The sequence below is a fragment of the Fulvivirga ulvae genome, from assembly GCF_021389975.1.
Taxonomy (GTDB): Bacteria; Bacteroidota; Bacteroidia; order Cytophagales; family Cyclobacteriaceae; genus Fulvivirga; species Fulvivirga ulvae.
This window is the reverse complement of record NZ_CP089981.1, coordinates 1123887-1144777: the sequence shown is the minus strand read 5'-3', so window position 1 is coordinate 1144777 and position 20891 is coordinate 1123887. Positions and strand designations below refer to the sequence as shown.

At 44.3% G+C, this 20891-nt stretch carries 4 protein-coding genes; 1 reads left to right on the top strand and 3 read right to left on the bottom strand.

What is annotated here, in order from left to right:
* Window positions 1–52: 52 nt before the first annotated feature.
* The 3 genes from LVD17_RS04775 to LVD17_RS04765 form a co-directional block, all read right to left on the bottom strand.
* Entirely contained in the window at window positions 53–7756 is a 7704-nt protein-coding gene (locus LVD17_RS04775) for a SpvB/TcaC N-terminal domain-containing protein (protein WP_233765100.1), read from the bottom strand.
* 448 nt (window positions 7757–8204) lie between these two features.
* Entirely contained in the window at window positions 8205–15785 is a 7581-nt protein-coding gene (locus LVD17_RS04770) for a SpvB/TcaC N-terminal domain-containing protein (protein ID WP_233765099.1), read from the bottom strand.
* 239 nt (window positions 15786–16024) lie between these two features.
* A complete protein-coding gene (locus LVD17_RS04765) occupies window positions 16025–16402 on the bottom strand; it encodes a hypothetical protein (protein ID WP_233765098.1) in 378 nt (125 codons plus the stop codon).
* 345 nt (window positions 16403–16747) lie between these two features.
* On the opposite strand from LVD17_RS04765, the gene LVD17_RS04760 reads away from it, so the two are divergent.
* Window positions 16748–20779 carry an ATP-binding protein gene (locus tag LVD17_RS04760; RefSeq protein ID WP_233765097.1) on the top strand — a complete coding sequence of 1344 codons (4032 nt, stop codon included), beginning with the start codon at window positions 16748–16750 and terminating at the stop codon, window positions 20777–20779.
* Window positions 20780–20891: the final 112 nt, after the last annotated feature.

The following is a 20891-nucleotide window of genomic DNA, read 5'->3' as shown; positions in this document are numbered from 1 at the left end:
AATAATGGTTGTGATGATTTTTACATATTGCTGTTTGCTTATAAAGTTTCTCTTAAAAATGAAATCTAAATGCATCAATACTTCCTGGTAGCGTCCTTTCATCATACCTCGGTAATATTTGAACAGGAGACTGTCTGTCTGTAGGGCCAGGAAACAGTTGTATTAGCGGCAATGGTGGCGGTGGTGCAAGTTGTTGTCTGAACCTCCTCCATACATCTTGTCTTAGCGTACTTTGTAATGTGTCGTACTCTTCATTCCTGATGCCATTCCTATATTGAGGTACACTTCCGTGTCTGGTACTATCTACTGAAAAATCTCTGAGTGTAGCATTGTTTATATTTTGCCCATTGGCGGCATAAATGGCAAAACTTGCCGATGCTTCCCGGTGACCGGGGTCGAACGTTATGCCAGTGCGTGGATCCAGTGATGTCATGAAATCGCTTTCAAAACGTTCGTGATGGCTATGTGCAGCATCGGGGGCATACCTTTCGTCAAAACCAAGGGTATGTCCTACTTCATGAATAATAGTACGGAAAAGAGCCTCCGGAGAGGAGCCGACAGCCGGGTTGATGGCCATAAGTGCCCTGCTTGTAGGCTCTGGGAAGGTCCGCATAATAGGGAGAAATGATGGTAGTAACTGAACGGTAAGCCCCACTCCAACATGTCCCGAGAAGGTTAATACGCTATCACCAGCTCTGTAACCAGACACTTGTGACGTACCGGAAGCGAAGCTTCTTTGATGTGCATCGCTATACAAACCGAGCAATCCAATAGCCTGTGTTATATTAGGAACTACCGGCGAATTAGGGTCAACTAGTTGATCTATAATGGATTGAATGCCGGTAGGCAGAGGTGATGCTCCGGTTTCATGATATTGAAAGTTTACATTATAATTAACGGTCCACCTGGTGCCATCGATAAGCACGGTGCCGGAAGCATCCGTGAAGAATTGTGTTGCTCTTTCTGCTGCCGGTCTTACCTGATCAATCTCAGCCTGGGTACCATAAAAGTGAACAGTACTGCTATAAGTAATGGTATGCGTAGCCTGATCCACAGTGAGCCTTGCATCCAACCCTGACGGATCTGTCAGAATGATGGGATTATTATTGGAATAACTGTAAGCATTTATACCGGCCTCTGTACCTTTAGGATCAGCGCTTAGCCATCTGCCGAGCCATGGCAGGTAGTACCTGGCTGAGTGATATTCCAGGCCTGTTTCTTCGTCACGCTCCATACCGGTGTACCGATAGCGCTTGGAAGCTGCTTTTATTGCTGCATTTTTGGCCTGGTAAGCTGTGGTGCCGTAGGGGTGATACTCTTCGTAGCTTATCACTTCAGCAGTTTCAGTAAGTTCCAGGCTTGATGAGCCTAAATGGTTGCTGAGCTGGTAGCGAATGGTTTGGGTAGAAGTACTGCCAATTTTAATTCCCAAAAACATCACCGGCTCAGTCTCTGTATCGATCATGGCTATGCGTTTCTGATCATCCATTATATGTAGTGATACCCTTTCCAGATCATCTTCATTTCGGTAAACTTCATAAGATCCTATGTAGAGCCGTTCATCTTTTACAGTGGGTGTATTTCCTGAATCAGCTTCATTTTCAGTGATTTTTCTTACTCTTTGACCGTTGCCGTTATACACATAATAGGTTGTTTCAGGTGAGCCGTCATTTTTTATTTGTCTGGCGGAAGCTGACAGTTCTTCCCTGAAATTCCAGTTCATAAGGGGCAGGTGTGGCATTTCAATAATATAGCCGTGTTGAGGGTGATGCTTATAGGTATAGCTCGAGTTGGCTATATCGGTACTCAGCAGCCGGTTGTTTTTGCTTTGATATACATAATCGCGTGTCCGGGAGTGGGTACCGGCAATATGTTTCATCTGTAGCAGATTACCCACCTGATCATACTGGTACTTTTGGGTATAAATATGCATGGCCATCGGATCGCCATTATTATGATTAAGAATAGCGTGACTGTCGTTCCAGTTATCACCAGGGCCAAAGCTGGCCTGGCTTGTGCTTTGTTCACGACCTGAAGCTGCTATCAGGCGATACAGCGCATCATATGTATATTCGTTTTTGCCAGTGATCTTTTGATTGTTATAAAATACGGTAGGTATGGCTTTATCCTCAATTTGAGTGACGTTTCCTGTCGGATCATAGGTGTATTTTAAATCCTGAAGTACCTCATTATTGCTTTTAGTAGTCCTTAGTGTTTTTAGTCTAAAAGTTCTGAGATCATAGTCATATTTGGTCTGCACACCGTTTCCGTATAAAATGCTCTTGCGTTGCCCTTTTTCATCATAATCAATATTTTGAACATAATCTGTGGTGCTGCTTCCCTTTTTTAATGTTACTGCTTCTAGCAGCCCGCCGGCATTAAATACATTTATAGTTTCGCTACCATCGGGATTAATCAGTTTTAAAGGGCGGTTAATAGCATCAAACTCTGTGCTTGAAGTAAATGTATAATTACTGTCCTCAAGCAGGTCATCCGGGCTAGGTACATCCCAGTTGGGCATGGTTTTATAGTCTTTTGCAAATACACGGGTAGCTGAAAGCAGGTTGCCCTTGAAGTCATAAGTTTCTGAAATTGTTTTTCCTGCAGAATCATAAACAAAAGCAGGTTTGCCTCTCAGGTTATTTAACTTGTCATTAGTCAGGCCCTCGCCGTAAATAGTGAGCTCAAACAGTATATTTACAGGTACGCTTTGTTCACCACCCTTAACCCATTTCTCGATAAGCCTATGTAAGACATCGTATACAAAGGAAAATTCATACTTGCGTTCATCCCATGTTTTCACGGGATTCCCCAATACATTATTGAGCATCCAGCGCTTGCCTGCATCCATGCTTGTTTGCATTACCCTGTGGCCTAACATGTCATATCGGTATTCCATTACCTTGTTGCCGCGGGCATCAGTTACCGACAAGGCATTGCCTTCGATGTCCAGGGTGGCATGTGTATATAAAAGTTCTTCCTTTAAACCTCCATTGCCATCATCAAACCGGTTGTGATCAATAACGAGAATAGGTCTTCCCAGTATGTCGAGCATAACTGTTGAAGGCGTATTGTAGTGAACCTCGGTTTTAACAGCCGATTTTTTTTCAGGATTATTGTCAGGCAAGTCTATGCGCTCCTGATACCATTGACTGTCCTTTATGGTGTCATTAGCATCGAAGGAGAGCCTGCTCCATGGATCAAACGCTGTAGTGATAAAAGTGCCGTCAGGAAGTTCGGTTTTAATGAGCCGCCCCGGAGCATCATAAAACATAAGTGCTGAAACCCCCGCCTCTACCAGTGCCGGGGCAGACTCATAAGCCGGAGATACGGAAAAATATGGTTCATATTGCCTGATGGGATTTCCCTTATTGTTGAGCACAGTGCGTCCGTTGCCCACCCATCTCAGTTGGTTGCCTGTATCTACCTCTTCAATTTTCCATGAACCATCAGGCTGAGGTGATGCTTTTTTTGTCATTCCGGGCTCAGCCTGGACTTTATTCATGGCTACTTTGCCAAAACCATCGCTGTACTCAAAGCTAATTTGCAGTGGGCTTTCTGTGCCAAGCATGGCGTGTTCTTCGCGTGTTATGCTGGCTACAACTATCGGTTTCTGATCAAATTTATAGACCATACGCACGCTGGCCGATTGTAAAAGTTGCCGGGCAACACTTTGCAGCTGCCCGTAATCACATACATCGTTGACCTGCGCCAGAGAGAAAAACTGATCGATCAACGATTGTTCGGCTGCATCAGTAAGCTCTGTAAGGCCAGACAGGTTGTCTCCATCCTCTCCTGAGAGGTCATTGTTACTATCCTTTCCTTCAAGGGTGCTGGCTTTGACAAGTCCTAATTCATCGACCAGGGCAGATCCGATATTGTCATTTGAATCCAGTGATTTTGAAGGCATCAGTGTCCTGTAGTTATAGGCCAATACCCGGGCTTCATTACCCAGGGCATCTAAAGTGCGGTTGGCAAACAGGTGGAAGGGGTCATAAAAGACCTCTAGTTTGCTCTCAAACGGATCGGTATAGGATAATGGGGTTAAGAAGCGGTTTTTGGCATCCTCAATGGTTTCCCCGATAGTCACAAATTGTATGATTCCTGAGCGTATCCACCATGCTGCATTGTCCTGATAAAACTTACCATTGAGCATGTCAGCGTCGGTAACCTCAAATGCTGCCGAATTTCCGTCAGGTGTAAAAATGTCTTGCAGCAGATTTGGTGTATAAGCCAGTTGGTAGCTCTCATAGCCAGTACCCCAAATTCCCAGCTGCCCATCAGTTAGCGGGCCGGATAGGTCGTTATTATAATATTTTGTTTTTATGTGTTCGATCAGCCTTTTCTGTCCGGCTCCCGAAGTCGCTGCTTGGTGATAGGCTATCTCCGGAAGTGAACTATCCAGCCCTTTTAATTCTTCAATTTTGAATATGACATTTGATGGAGAGACACCTGTAATTTCATAAGTGCGCGTTTGATGCAGCTTTCTTAGTAAATAGACAGTCGGGTCAATGATGTCATTGGTGAAATCGTTTTTTATGTATGTGATCAGGGGTTGTTTTTGAGCATTCCTGGTACGGAGTTTGGCATTTCTGATAGTGGCGTTGTCAGTAGCTTTATCTGCCAGCAGCTCTTCGGTTTTTATTCGTGGATATGCTGCAGTTGCAGATTCCAGCACATTGCCAAATTCGTCTATGCTCAGATTGAGTGTATGCGCTATACGCGGATCTTCAGCGTTGCGGTCATAATTGTAGGTAATGGCCTCACTTTCATTTACTGTAAATACAGCAAATTCATTATCGGCCATAGGCTGGATCAGTTGAATGCCACAATTGTGAGTGGATACCACATATGGTGTTAATTGTTTTTTCAGCTGCTCAGCGTTAGCAGTATCGGTTGCATCCAGCCCGAATACTTCTTTCCTGAGTATCATGCCTTTGCATGCCCGCAATGCTTCGCGATATGTGGTGGCCCAGAGATTATCCGGCTCAAAACCTGCGAGATTTTCAGTATTTATTTTAGCATCGGGAAGTGCGTACTCTTGAAAACCTGTTTCAAAGCCCTGCTTTTTTAGTTCTTCATACCAATACTCTTTTTTAAACTGGTTTAGAATGCTCTCCCGGTTAATGAATGCTCCGGTATGATACCAGGTTTTAGTAAGTACCGGGGGTTGATAATGTTCCGGAGGTGTTACATTACTGGCCCCGGTTTGCATAAATAAGTCATAGTCCTCGGTATCTGTTTGCTCTACGCGGCCGAAACCTCTGAATTCTCTTTCGGAGTGGTCAAAATACCCGTGATGGTAGCTGTATTGAGTAGTGAAACGGGCCTGTGTTATTTCTTCCGTTACAATTAATTTGCTTACGCATTGTACAGGAAATGGTAACCTGGTAATCCATGGGGTGCCTTTTCTTTTATCTTCCAGATAATAGGATGTAGAGTTCTTATATTCCAGTTCTGTTTTTTTGCCGGTACCGTTTTCATAGCTCACCATAATATGAGGCTTTTTGCCTCCCATCAGGTCAATGTATTTCATGGGTACATTTTTATGGATGCTCAGTTCCGACGACCATACAATACATGATGTTCCATTGCCCAGCAGGTCAGTCACCGTAATTTTATTTGGTGTTTCGGTGGTTACGAAAGGTTCTATGTGTGTACTCTCACTCCAGGCGTTACCACTCAGGTTGATATATGCCTGGAAGGAATTTTTGCCAAGATATAGCAGGTCTGATGCCCCGGTGCCGCTGATGTCTGCTAATTGCAAATAGGCAGGATTGAACAGGTCGGGAGTATCAAATAAGGGAGAATTACCCATAGTTACCTTAGCACTAAACCTGCCAAAGCCCATGTTGGCCCAGTAACAGACTTCACCATTACGGATACGCACAATATCTGTGAGCCCGTCGCCACTCATATCAGCCAGGAAAATGCGCTGTTCCTGATCCTGAAATACGATAGCAGGCCCTTTTTCCTCATCGTAAGGTTTGGGTATGTGCTGAGGAACGCCATAGCCCTCTTTTCCTTCATTTTCCCACCACCAGAAGGCTCCCTGGTCAGACAGTACAACTTCCGGTTTGCCGTCACCATTAACATCGAGCATGCGCACATTGGGATCGCGCAGGTTAATGTCCAGATGCTTTTTGAAGGCGACGAAGGGTTGCCAGTTTTCCGTATCATCCAGCTCTACATAGCCCTGTAGTCCGTCGGAATTTATTACTACTTGCTTTGAACCGCCAGATTCCAGGTCCTGTAGTTGTAAAACGCCGCTAGAAATTCCCGTCAGGGAAGGTTTGGACATTACAGGCTTAGCCGGAGTGAATTCTACATTTCCCAGCTCATCGGCTCCCAGGTTACTTTTATAAAACCAAATATTAGCCTGTTCGGTAAGTATACCGCTTATTCCTTCGCTATAGAGGTCGACCCATTGATAGTTATTTGACAGTCCGGTTGGTGCATTTAAAAGGCTCTCGGCTTTAACTGCTTTTATTTCTGTATTCCAGTTTAGCCACTGATAATCAAAGCTCATTTTGGGCATGACTTTTACTGAGTAAGAATTATCAGCTTTCTTAATATAGCCCTTCTGAATGATACCGGTGAGGTATGACAGCTCTGCGGGGCGTGTTGATTTTTCTTTTAATCCGTCAGATGTCAGGTATTCAAAGTCAAGTGAACGTACCAGAGTAGCAGTACCTGAATTAAGGTCCGGGAAACGATGAAACATCAGCACTCGCTTACATAGCCGGTTTGTCCTTATCTCGAAACCAGAACGAGCAGACGAAAAGGGGTCAGAGCGGTAATCCCATAGCTGACTATTAGACTCCTCAGGTACCGGTTGGCTTTCATCATGCTCTCCGTAATCAAAAACCGCCTCAAAGAAAAATGTATTTTCAGGAAGTTCAGGCTCATAAGGTTTGGCAGGGTCAGCATAATATGGTGTTTCATGGCCATATATGAGGCGTTTTAAGTATTTATTGGTGAAGGGTGAGATCCCGTTGATCCGGTTCTTTTCGTAAATGGTTGCTGGTACTTTATCAAGGTTCTCTTCCTTATAGTTATAAATGACACAATTTCCTTTATTGTCATAGGCGAAGGCCGGAAGCCATTCAAAGATCCGGGTATTTTCTGAGGGGTCTGCAATGCGTGAGAGGTGGTTTAAACCAAAAAATGTTACTATGTTTTCGCGGGTAGTTACTTTCCAGAACTCGCCCTGAATTGCGTGTCCTATTCGTTCTATTTTTGAAAAACCACCTTCAATACGAGGTCTGTAACATTTTACACTGAACCCGTTCTCTTCAAATTGTTTGGGTAGCCATTCACCCTCATTATTTTGTTGCAAGAGGGGCACCAGGTCTTCAGCCCCGGAAAAAATAAAGGTATCCTCCTTTTCATGAGTATCCTGGTAGAGCGGAAGGCCTTTGTCGGTTTTTCTTTTTATTGATGTAATGCCAAAAGCCCAACCCATGCCTAAAATTCCATTTCCGCTGCCTGAGTTATAATTTATGGAGACCGAAGGTGAAAACCCGCCGCGTCCTGGTGAAAGTGGCAAAGACATGCTAAAGCTTGAGGTGCCATTGGCAGCGTTAACGGCAAACTTTTCATCTATTCCTTTCAATGCGCCTCCGCCTTTTGGCAGAGAGATGGAAGGAATATCAATAGAATTGGATGCGGAAGAGCGCTCCTCAGTCAATACATTAAACCCTGAGGTTTTTAATGATTGCTTTTTATTATCCGGGCTTTGAATTTTCTCATTCATTTTAGTCTTTGTGAATTATCAGCGTAATACCAGAGGCTATTTTTACTTCACTTTTGCTATTGTCTTTTGGAAATCCTTTTAAAGGCAGATCTTAGGCAGGATAGCGAGCTTGTAATAGTAAATTTATAACTTTAAATAGTGTCTGATCAAGGGGAAAAACCCTGTTAATTGTTGTTGAAAAACTTAAAACTTATATTATTAAAATGCGTAGAAGTAGCTCAAATTCTTGTGTGAGAACCACGTATTATTAATTACTCTTACAGGTGAATAAGTTTATCTTCAAATGGCTACAACCTCCCGAAAACTTTCAGGATGCAATTAGAATAAAACTTCATTCGTCTCTCCGTCTGGTATAATTTAGCCTGGCTAAGGTTTATGCCCTTTCATGTGGATATTTGTTCTTTGATGATTTTACTGCATTAATATGAAATTTTTAAATTTTCATTTTTTAGAAAGGGTACCATCCTTTTTTGATTTCATACTCCAATCCTCCCATAAAGTCGGCAACCGGCTTAACAAATGTTTCTTTGGACCATTCCGCTACATCATTTGCGGTATCTGATGTTACTATGTCGTAACCGGTAGTGAGATCCAGAGGCCCGACACCAATTTCTGCTCCCACCCCTCTTATTATTTTCTGACCAGTGGTTGTATCTGGTTCAGGAAACAAAAACTCGCCAATAACACCTCCTACCGGAAAGGTTGATAGAAGTTTCTGTCCACCTTTTCTAATGCCCCATTGTGTTACTTCTTCAGTTGTTTCCTTACCAAGTTTTTCCAATGTTTCTTTTTGAAGTTTTTCAAAAGCTTCTTTTTTTACTTTTTCGCTGCCTTCTTTTACAATTTTTTCTCCGGATGGTTTCAAACCTTTACTTTCAAGGAATTTGCCCCACTCATCGGTAGAAGTGAAAAATTTAGCTTCACCATCAGCACTAATAAACTTATGTTTAATGGGTTTTCCTCCGGTAATTTCCGCCAGGGATTCGCCAAAGTTATTTAGATCGTGTACAGACATCCTGAAATAGTTGTCCCCTGTGATAGGGAGTACCTTTTTTGGATCTATTCCCAATCCCCCAGTTTTCTTTCCTGTAAACCTTAGTTTTCCTCCTGCTGCAGATTCAAGTACAGGTGTATATTTGGGCTGGTTTCCGTGAAGCTTGTTAATGTCTTTACCTTTAAGTTCAGGTATTACCAATTGTCCATTTCTGGGATCCCGGAAAACGATATCAAATCTGCCGGTAGTTATTACTTTACCGGCATCATCTAATAACTCAAAAGTGGCCTCCCCGGCAAATGTTATATTGTTCTTTTGCAGGTACTCTTTGACGGCTGGTACAACTAAGTCTGTTTCCGAACGATCCTCTCCGGTGATATCCTTATATCTTACGGGGCTATTTCCTGTCATTGCGTACATATTTAGCCCATCATTGATATCGGACGGATCACTACTCAACCACCGCCCTAACCATGGCAAATAATACCTCGCCGAATGATACTCCAGCCCCGTCTCTTCATCCCGCTCCATGCCAGTATAGCGATAACGCTTGGCTGCTGCTTTAATGGCTGCGTTTTTGGCCTGATAAGCCGTGGTGCCATACGGGTGATACTCTTCATAGCTGATGACCTCTGCATTTTCATTGAGCTCAAGGCTCGATGAACCTAAATGATTATTAAGCTGATACCTGATGGTGGTGGTTACAGTGCTGCCGATCTTAATGCCGAGGAAGAATTTAGGTTCTGTTTCCGTATCAATCATGGAGATTCGCTTTTGGTCGTCCATGATGTGCAGCGTTTCCCGCTCCAGACCATTTTCATGGCGGTAAACTTCAAAAGAGCCAAGATAAAGCCGTTCATCTTTGAAGGTTGGCGTATTGCCCTGATCCGCTTGATTTTCGGTGACCTTTCTAACCCTTTGCCCACCGGAGTCATAAACATACCATGTGGTTTCGGGTGTCCCTCCATTTTTTACCTGCCTGGAAGTAGCTGCCAGTTCTTCTTTGAAATTCCACTGCATAAAGGGCAGGTGTGGCATTTCGGTAATGTAACCATGTTGAGGATGATGTTTGTAGGTGTAGCTGGAATTGGCAATATCCGTGCTGATCAGCCGGTTGTTTTTGTTTTCGTAAGCATAGTCGCGCGTCCATGAATGAGTGCCGGCAACATGCTTTAGTTGTAGCATATTTCCCACATGGTCGTACAGATACTTTTGAGTGTATTCGTGCATGGCCATAGGGTCTCCGCTGTTGTGGTTTATCTGCGTATGGCCGTCATTCCAGTTGTCGGCGGCACCATAGTTGGGTGAGTTGGTATTTTGCTCACGCCCGGAGGCGGCGATTAACCGATAGAGTGCATCATAGGTATATTCACTTTTACCATTAATTTTCTGGTTGCTATAAAATACCGTGGGAATAGCCTTATCTTCTATCTGGGTAATATTCCCGGTAGGGTCGTAAGTGTATTTCAGGTCCTGAAGTACCTCATTGTTGTTCTTAGTACTGCGAAGCTGGCGGAGACGAAACGTTTTAGGGTCATAATCGTATTTGGTGAGCACATTATTGCCGTACAATATACTCTTTCGCTGCCCTTTTTCATCGTAATCTATATTTTGTACATAGTTCGTGGTGTTACTTCCTTTTTTCAGACTTACCTTTTCCAGAAAACCGGCAGGATTGAAATAATGAATGGTTTCACTTCCATCAGGAGTAGTGTGTTTTACAGGACGGTTTACTGCATCAAATTCAGTGGAGGACTCAAAAGTGTAGTCACTCCCTTCGAGCAGGTCATCAGGGTTGGGCACATCCCAGTTGGGTATGGTCTTATATACTTTTGCAAATATCCGGGTGGAAGAAAGCAGATTTCCTTTGAAGTCATAAGCCTCTGATATCACTTTGCCAGCTGAGTCATATAAAACCGCGGTCTTTCCACGCAGATTTTTTAGTTTGTCATCTGGCTGGCCTTCTCCATAGATCATGCGCTCAAAAAGCATGTTAACCGGTACGTTTCCTTCACCTCCCTTTACCCATTTTTGAGTAGGGCGATGCAAGGCATCATACTTAAATGAAAATTCATGTTTGCGCTCATCCCAGGTTTTGACAGGGCTGCCTAGGGCATTGTTTAACATCCACCGCATACCTGCATCCATACTTTTTTGAGCTACCCTATGACCGAGTATATCATACCGGTACTCCATTACCTTGTTTCCTCGTGCATCAGTTATGGAAAGAGCGTTCCCTTCAATGTCAATGTCGGAGTAGGTATATAGCAGCTCTTTTTTCAGGTTGTTGTCTGCATCCTTGTACCGGTTATGGTCAATTGCCAGCACAGGTCTGCCCAACGTATCCTGAATCATGCAGGATGGTGTATCATAATGCAGTTCTGCTTTTATGGCAGCCTTCTTTTCAGGGTTGTTGTCGGGTAAAGCCATCCGTTCGAGGTACCAGCTGCTGTCAATTACTGTATCGTTGGTATCATAGATGTATTGCTTCCATGAGTCAAATTGAACTTTGCTGAAGGAGCCGTCGGGCAGTTCTGTCCTGATCAGCCTTCCGACAGCGTCATAAAAAAGGGTGGGACTTACCCCTGTTTCCACCAACTCAGGGGCATCTTCATATGCCGGGGTAACAGAAAAATAGGGTTCAAACTGTTTGATCGGCTTGCCTTTGTTATTAAGTACATTACGGCCATTGCCAACCCACCGCAGCTGGTTGCCGGTATCCAGTTCTTGTACATCATATGATCCGTCGGGCTGTTGGGTAGCTTTTATGGCAAGGCCTGCTTCTGCCTGTACTTTCTTCATGGCCACTTTGCCGAAGCCGTCACTGTATTCAAAGCTGATGTTTAAGGGACTTTCCGTACCGAGCGAAGCGTGTTCTTCTCGGGCAATACTGGCGACCACTACAGGTTTTTGATCCAGATTGTAGAGCAGCCGGGCACTGGCTGACTGCAGTAAGTCACGAGCTACACTTTCCAGTTGTGAATAATTACATATACCGTCGGCCTGTGCTATGGAGAAGAAGTTGTCAATTCGGGCTTGTTCAGCATCATCAGTTAACGCCTCGACGCCCGAGAGATGATCTCCCTCTTCACCAGTAAGGTCATTATTATTGTCTTTGCCTTCCACGGAACTGGCTTTGACCATACCTAGCTCATCGGTGAGTATAGATGCTATATTATCATTTGGATCACGGCTCTTTATGGGGGAAAGGGTGCGGTAGTCAAACTGCAGCACATGCGTTTCATTGTCCAGGGCATCCTGCGTGCGGGTGATGAACAGGTGCAATGGATCGTAGAATACTTCAGTTTTGATGTCAAAAGGATCAGTATAAGCTATAGGGCTTAAAAACCTGCTTTTGACATCGTCAATACTTTCTCCGGTCTCAACAAACTGCATGGTTCCTGACCTGATCCACCAGTTTGTATTGTCCTGGTAGTATTTGCCATCAAGCATATCACTATCAGTGACTTCAAAGGGCAACGCATGTGTGCTGGGAGTGAACAGGTCCTGTAGAAGATTCGGCGTGTAGGCCAGTTGATAATTTTCATATTGCAACGGCCATTGTCCTAACTGGCCATCGGGTAAAGGAGCTGTAAGGTCATTGTTATAAAATTTTGTTTTGATGTGCTCTATTAACCTTTTCTGAGGTGCAGTGCCCGAAGCGGTTTTGTGATATTCTATTTCCTGCCAGGAGTCAGGGTTTTCAAAATCACTGAGCTTAAATACGGACTGCGGGGTTAGTCCGGTGATTTCAAAGGAGCGTGTTTGGTAACCTTGTCGCAACAGGTAAGTTTCCTGTGTTATGAAGTCATTGGTGTATTCACTTTCGGTAAAAGTTATCAGGCATTTCTTTTGGGCATTTCGGGCATGTAGCCTGGCTTTTCTGATGTGTGTGCTGTCGGTTGGTTCATCGATCAGCAGCTCCTCATCTCTTTTCCTGGGATATACCACAGAGACTGATTTAAGGATATTTCCGTATTCATCCAGTTTGAGATTGAAGTTATGTGCAATTCTGGGATCTTCTACATTTCGCTCATAGCTGTAAGTAATTGCTTCGCTTTCGTTTACTAAAAAGACGGCGTGTTGGTTAAGGCTTTTGGGTTGTATAAGTTGGATAATGCAGTTGTGTGTAGCTACGGTATAGGGCGTTGCTTGCTTTTTTATCTTGGCTGGCTCCGGCGTATCGTCTGCGTCCATGGCAAATACTTCCTGCCTCAGTACCATGCCTTTGCATGCCCTTAAGGCCTCGCGGTATTCATGGGCAGTCAGCTTATCGACATCACTGCCTTCCAGGTTTGGTGCTCCGACGATTTTGGCATCGGGTAGCTCGTATTCATCAGCTTCCGCTTCAAAACCAATGTCTTTGATAGCCTCGAGCCAATATTCTTTTTTGAATTGTGTGAGTATAGCTTTTTGATTGGTGCAGGCTCCGGTGTGGTGCCACGTTTTGGTCAGCATGGGCGGCTGATGGTGTTCCTTTGCAACAACATTGCTGGCTTCGGACTGAGAGAAAATATCAAAATACTCTGTGTCCAGTTGCTCTACGCGGCCAAAACCTCTGAATTCTCTCTCGGCATGGTCGTAATAGCCATGATGATAGGAATATTCACTGGCGAACCGTACCTGCGTTACTTCTTCGGTAACGACTAACTTACTCACACACTGCACCGGAAATGGAAGCTTTGTGATCCATGGTGTGCCTTCTTTTTTATCCTTTAAATAGTAAAGCGTGGAGCTTTTGTATGCTATTTCTGTTTTTTTTCCCGTCCCGTTATCATAACTGGTCATAATGTGAGGTTTTTTCCCTCCCATCAGGTCGATATATTTCATTGGGGAATGCTTGTAGCCGGGTAATGACGAAGACCAGACGAGGCATGAGGTGCCGTTGCCAACCAGGTCAGTTACATGCAGCCCGTTGGGCTTTTCTGCCGGAAAGAAAGGATCAATAAGCGTAGCACTGCTCCAGGTATTGCCACTAAAATTGAGGTAAGCCTTAAATGCATTGGTGCCCAGGTAAATAATATCGGTGGTCCCTGTACCGCTGATGTCTGCGAGATGAACTTGATCAGGATTATACAGGTCAGGCAGGTCAAATGTAGGGGAGTTGCCCATAGTCACTTTCGCACCAAAATGGCCGTAGCCCAGGTTGGGCCAGTAGCTTATTTCTCCATTCCGGATGCTCACGATGTCGGTAAGACCGTCGCCACTCATATCGGCCAGAAAAATACGCTGTTCCTGATCATTGAATACCATAGTTGGGCCCTGCTCTTCATCATATGGCTTGGGTACATGTTGTGCGGAGCCGTAGCCCTCTTTGCCTAAATTCTCCCACCACCATAATGCTCCCTGATCGGCCAAAACTACTTCCGGTTTGCCATCTCCGTTGACATCAAGCATGCGGACGTTAGGATCCGACAGGTTAATGTCCAGCCTGTGTATAAATGCTTTGAAGGGCTCCCAGCGGCCTGTATCATCCATAGCAAAATACCCCTGAGTACCGGGAGAATTGACGGTTATCTGCTTCAAACCTTCGCTTTCCAGGTCATGTAATTGTAGCACTCCTCCGGAGAGGCCTGAGAAAGCAGGTTTAGGGATGACCGGTTTTGCCGGGGTGAAATGAAGTTCTCCCTGCGCATCCTGCCCCAGGTTGCTTTTGTAGTACCACGAATCCGCCTGCTCCGTAAGTATGCCATTGATGCCTTCACTGAAAAGATCGACCCATTGGTACGCATTGGAAAGCCCGACGGGAGCGTGCACGAGGCTGGTATCCTGAACTTCTCTGATCGTGGTATTCCAGCTCAGCCATTGGTAATCGAAAGTAAGCCCGGGCAACGATTTCGCGGAGTAGGTGCCATCCTGCTTTCTTATATAACCTTTTTGTATTATTTCTGTCAGATAAGAGCATTCGCAGGGGCGGTCTGATTTTTCTTCTAATCCTGTTGAAGACAAATATCCGGCATCCAGTGAGCGGACCAGGGTAGGTATACCAGTATTCAATTCAGAAAATGTGTGAAACATCAGTACTCTTCTGCAACGCCTGCTGGTTCTGATCTCAAAGCCAGACCGATATGAGGAAAAGGCATCAGGGCGGTAATCCCAGGGTTGAACTTCTTCCGGTGAGGGTGCGGCTCCATGATGTTCGCCATAATCGAAAACCACATCGAAAAAAAATATCCCTGCATATTTCTCAGGATTGAATGGCTGGTCAGGATAGGGAAAATATGTATCTCTGTTGCCGTATTTAATCCTTTTTAGGTATTTATTGGTAAACAATGCCGTACCACTTTGCCTGTTCTTTTCAAACAAAGTGTTAGGGATATTTTCAAGGTTTTCTTCCTTGTATTCGTAAAGTATATAATCGCCCTTGTTGTCGTAGGAAAATTCAGGCAGCCACTCATAAATTCGGCTGCTGTCTGAGGGGTCAGTAATTTTGGAATTATCAGAATAACCAAAAAAAGTCACAATATTAGAGCCTGAAGTTACTTTCCAGTAGACATTGTTACCATCGCTGATCTTTTCTATCCTTGAAAATGAGCCTTCTATCCTTGGACGGTATTGTTTTATGGTTAAGCCGTCCTGCTTTAAAATCCTGGCTTTCCAGGCTCCCTGATCTTTGTCCAGCCAGGGTATCAGGTCCTCGACACCAGATAGCATAAAAGTATCTTCAGAGTCATTGTCCTGATACAGGGGTAATGTTTTATCTGTTTTACGTTTTATGGAAGTAATCCCAAGAGACCAACCCAATCCAAATATGCTGTTCCCTGCCCCGGAGTTGTAACTTAGGCTGAGAGATGGAGAGAAATTGTTCCTGCCCGGTGACAGTGGTAGCGGTATACTGAAGCCCGCTGTGCCATTGGCTGAATTGACCTGAAATTTTTCATCGATACCCTTAATCGCACCGCCTCCCTTAGGGAGGGTGATAGATGGTATCTCAATAGCGTTGGATTTGGTGGCATGCTCACGGGACAAAGCATCAATACCGGTAGCACCTGAGCTGTTTGTATCGATATTACTACTTTCAATTTTATTGTTCATATCAAATAGCACTAGTTTTAACTATTGAGAAATCAGGTCAATGGGCAAAACAAAATTCTTGAAAGACCATATCCGTGTTGGCACAGTCCGGGGATATGTTATCGGTATTGCCTGGTAGAATTAATGTAAAGTTATCTTCTGAAGGGCCTGACTTTCAAGGGGAAAAACCCCTGAAATATAGGTAATGAACCCGCCGGAGCGGTTCATCTTTAACAAGTGAAAATATAGGTAGGGGCAGGCTATCCGTTCACCCAGCTAAAAGCAGCTTCCAGGGTGTAAAATGGCCTGAATTCAAGCTCATCCGAACATTCTTCATTGGCCAGTATAGGGATTACGACCTGCTCGGGCTTTTGCATGATCAACGCTACTTTTGCATGATGGAACCAGGAAATGTTCTCTTTGTAGAAATTAGCTATCTCCATAGCCATGTGTGGAGGTGTTAGCAGGTTGGCTTTGCGGTAATCCAGGATAAACTTTTTGACTCCCTTGGGTATTTTGTTTTCGGCTATAAGCTTAGACCAGTCTTCTATCAGGTCTATGTATTCAATATCTCCGTAATAGTATTTGTAAAATATCTTCGACTCGGCGTCGTACCAATGTGTAATTTTTTTCTCCATCCTATGAATATGCATGAACTTAATCGTATGCCTTTTTTAAGCTTGCCAATATAAGTGAGATGATAACACCTTAAACTTAATAATAATAAATTTTTAGTTATCAAATTATTACTACCCATATAACTTCTTCAGCGGAACCATTCTTCAATAAAGTGTAAGGTGCTATTTGTGAATCGGTTAAAAAACAGGGGCATTCCTTTTGAAAACCTTAATAAAATAGCGTATTTATAGCTCTAAATGTCTGTATAGGGGCTTTTTGTTGAATTTATGACGGAAGCAGTGTTCTATTCAGGCACATTTCTACCTAATATTCTTCTCATTTAGGCTACATTTCTTAGAAATATCATGAGATTCTTAATTTTTTCCTATCTGCTCTTATTAATTCCGCTTGGTTCCCACAGTCAGATCAGGCCGGTGTGGAATGAATATAAGGAAATAGATGGTATGGTGTCCAATTACATCTACGATATCAAGGAGGACAGGAGAGGACTTTTATGGCTGGCGACTGAAAACGGGCTGGTAAAGTTTGATGGTTATCATGCCTCCAGGGTACTCGAACCGGATAGTACCGGCCGCCATACACCCGTATATTTTGTCTACATCATGCCTGGCGGGAGGTTATGGCTGGGTACCAAAAACGGACTGAAAATATATGACCCGGAGCTTCGCCGGCAAATAGATCACCCGCTATCCATTACAAGGCCCATTGAAGATATCATCTATCTGGGAGGCAATCGCGCATTGATTTCCTATTTACACGGTGTTTATCTCGTATCCACTGATGCTGACCTTAATCCACTGACTTTTCAGGCTTTTGATGTCAGCCATTTCGGGGAGAATCTGATCGTTAATGAGTTTTTGGTTAGTGAAGAGCGCGATCTGTTCATTTCAGTAGCAGGCTATGGCGTAATTCATGGCAAAACCAATGAGGTCGGGCAATGGAAAAGTTTTAACCTGATCAATAATCCGTTGAAAGATGACCGGCATGAATTTAAGCTGGGTAAGAACCTGCAACAATTACCCGGAAAGCAGCTCTTGATCAATTACATGACAGAAGGCCCTTTCATCTATGACCAGAATAAGCAAATGCTGGAAAGGGTTCCCGGGCTCAACTTTGGTGATATACCTACAATCAGGCCATATTCCGCGGCTTCCTATGCCGACGGATACCTCTACTTTTCGGTTACAGGTATGGGCATGTATCGCATCCACCTCAACACCCGGCACCCGGAGCCTGAGTCAATTTCTTTCGAATCCATTCCAGATTTCAATTTTCTCGATGATGGTATCTCGTCCATTTATGTGAAAAATAATACGCTGTGGATTGCTACCATAGGCGATGGCCTCAAAAGCACATCCATCAATGGCGAAGGGATCAAAACTATTGCCCTGCATGAATATATTGGCAATCTGACCAGCTTGTACTCCGTAAAGCCAGATAATAAAAACGGGCTTCTTGTTTGTACATTTGGCAAGGGTGTAATCTACCTGCAACACCAGGGTGACGGCGCATTTGACTTGTCAGAAGTAGGGAAAAATAGCAAAAGACTCAATCTTCCTTCCGACAGTACAAGTGAGATCCATTTTGACAGGAATAATAATTTATGGATAGCGACATATGGTGGCCTATGCTATTATACAGAGGCACAGTACAGGCGCTTTTTACAAGGTGAAGCGGTTTACCCTAAAATATATGCACCCGATGATGCCGATCCGTTGACCTCCGTTGTTGTTAACGATGTGTTTGAAGATACACGGGGGCAGGTTTATGCTACCACTCAGCAGGGGCTGAATAAAATTGACCCAAAAACCGGTGAGGTTACCAATCACCTGGACTCACTGGCCAAAGGTGCTTTTCAGATGGACAAGCCCATCTACTATGGTGATTTTTTGAGTGACAGCAGCATCATTCTTTTTAGCCATTGGGTCAACGGGATTGTAAAAGATGGTTTGTACACCAGTCATGACTACCTTTTCCCGGACAACTACGGAGTCTTTGTATTTCATTCCGTCATAGCCGGTGATGGTGCCAACTGGCTGGGTACAAACAGAGGCCTTTATAAGTATAACCCTAAAACAGGGAAGACGGTGGAGTTTGGAGAAAAAGCGTACTTCAAAAACAAGAAGATCAATGCTATCATTGAAGATGAGCACCACACCCTTTGGATGGGTACCAACCAGGGGATATTCTCTTTCGACCCTGCTACAGGCAGGATCAATCAGTACAGGGTACCCGGAGCGAAAGGCTGGCCATTTTTTCATTATGGCTCCGTAGGAAAGGATAGTCAGGGCAATATTTTCTTTGGCACCAATAAAGGAGTGGTATTTATCAACCCCGGCCGGTTGGCAGCAAATGATAAGCAATGTAATGCTCCGTGCAACATCATCATTTCTGATATACTGGTTAATGATGAACCGGTTAAAAATACACTGGCAGAAGGAGCAGTTGTAGAAATAAATGAAGATGATGTGATAGATATTCTGCTGGGCTTCCCCACACATCACCGGCACGACGGCATCAGCTTTGAGTATAGTATTGATGATGGAAAGTGGTTTCCGGTAGATCCGGTCAGCCCTCATATTTCTTTGCATCATTTCAGCCCGGGAGAGTACAAGCTCGATGTAAGGGTGATCCGTCATGGAGGAGAGGTGCTGGCCACTTCGTCCATACCCATGGCAGTTGACGGCCCCTGGTGGAAAACCTGGTGGTCGTTTGTGCTGTACAGCCTGGTGGCAGGCCTGATCGTAGCCGGGTATTACCGCTACAGGCTGGCGGGAGTGCGGCTAAAGCAGCAACTGGAACTGGAAAAAGTAGCACGAATCAATCAAAATCTCAAACTGGACTTCGTTTCCAATATCTCCCATGAGTTCCGGACTCCTCTTACCCTCATACTCAACGACATTGATAGCCTGAAAACCAACGGCAACGCACTGAACCCAAAACATCTGGATAAGATTGAGATCAACGCACAGCGCCTCAAGCGGTTGGCCAATGAGCTTATTGATGTAAAGAAGCTGGAGAAGGAAGGGCTTAAACTCATGGTGGCACAGCATGACATCGTCACCTTCGTGAAAGATACCTGTCAGGTTTTTGAAGAGCTGGCCCGGAAAAACCATATTGACCTGAAATTTGAAACGGATAAAAACTTTGAATTGATCTGGTTTAATAAAGACCAGCTTGAAAAGGTAATATTTAACCTGCTTTCCAATGCCTTTAAGTTTACCCCGGCTGAAGGCAGCATTAAAGTCAGGGTCAACTGCGGCTATCAGGCAGCAGGGCAGGATGCGGTGCAGATCACCGTGAAAGACAGTGGTATGGGTATAGCAGAAAGTGACCTGGGTAAGGTGTTTGACAGTACCTTTTCACAACCGCCGATCAATGAAGCCAGTGGTTTTGAAAGCACGGGTATAGGCCTGCACCTGAGCCAAAAGCTTGTCAATCTGCATCATGGAGAGATCAGTGTTAACAGTGTGAAAGGAGAGGGTACTGCTTTTTCGTTATTTCTCTATAAAGGGTCATCACATTTCCAAAGCGACCAGCTCCTCAAGTACCGGCTGCAGCATCACCTCAAACGAACATTGCTACGCTTTAATAAAGAGTTTAAACCCAGCGAAGGAGCCAAAGTGCTGGTGGTGGAAGACAATAAGGAGATCAGAAACTATATATGCAGCATTCTTTCAGAATACTATTCGGTAATTGATGCCAGGTCAGGAATTGACGGTGTAGAGCTGGCCAAAACCAAATTGCCCGACCTGATCATCACCGATCTTTCGATGCCCGGGAAAAGTGGCCATGCACTCATCCGCGAGATCAGGGAGGATGAGATGACCAGCCACATTCCTATCATAGTGCTTACAGCCTTTGCCTCGGATGCCAAAAAAGTGGAGGTGCTTACAGCGGGTGCCGATCTGCACTTGTCCAAACCCTGCGATAAATCGGTATTGCTGGCCAGTGTTCAAAACCTGATCAGCTCAAGAGCCAGTCTGAAAGCTATGTTTTCCGACTCCATGGCCAATATTGATGAGGCAGTACAAAACTCCCCGGACTCTGAGCTCCTGAAAAGGGCTATGGTAATTGTGAATGCCCACATGGCCGATCCTTACTTCGATGTGGCCGACCTGGCAGATAAACTTAAGGTCAGCCGATCGCTGCTGTACCTGAAATTTCCTGCGCTGACTAATTTTTCTCCCAAAGAGTTTATTCATGTGATGAGGGTACGCAAAGGAGCTAAACTATTGAAGTCAGGTCGTTATAACATCAATGAGACCAGCGATGAAATAGGTTATAACAGTCCTAAAAATTTCAGGAAGTACTTCAAGAGCTACTTCGGCATTTCCCCTTCAGACTTTCTGAGAAACAATAAGGTCAAAGGGTGAGTTTTGCACATAACAGCCCCTTTGTAAACAAAACGACCCCTTCTAAACAAAACGGCCTCATTTCCATGCACAGTTTTAGCGCTGCTGTTTAGGCAAAATGCACACCTTGGAG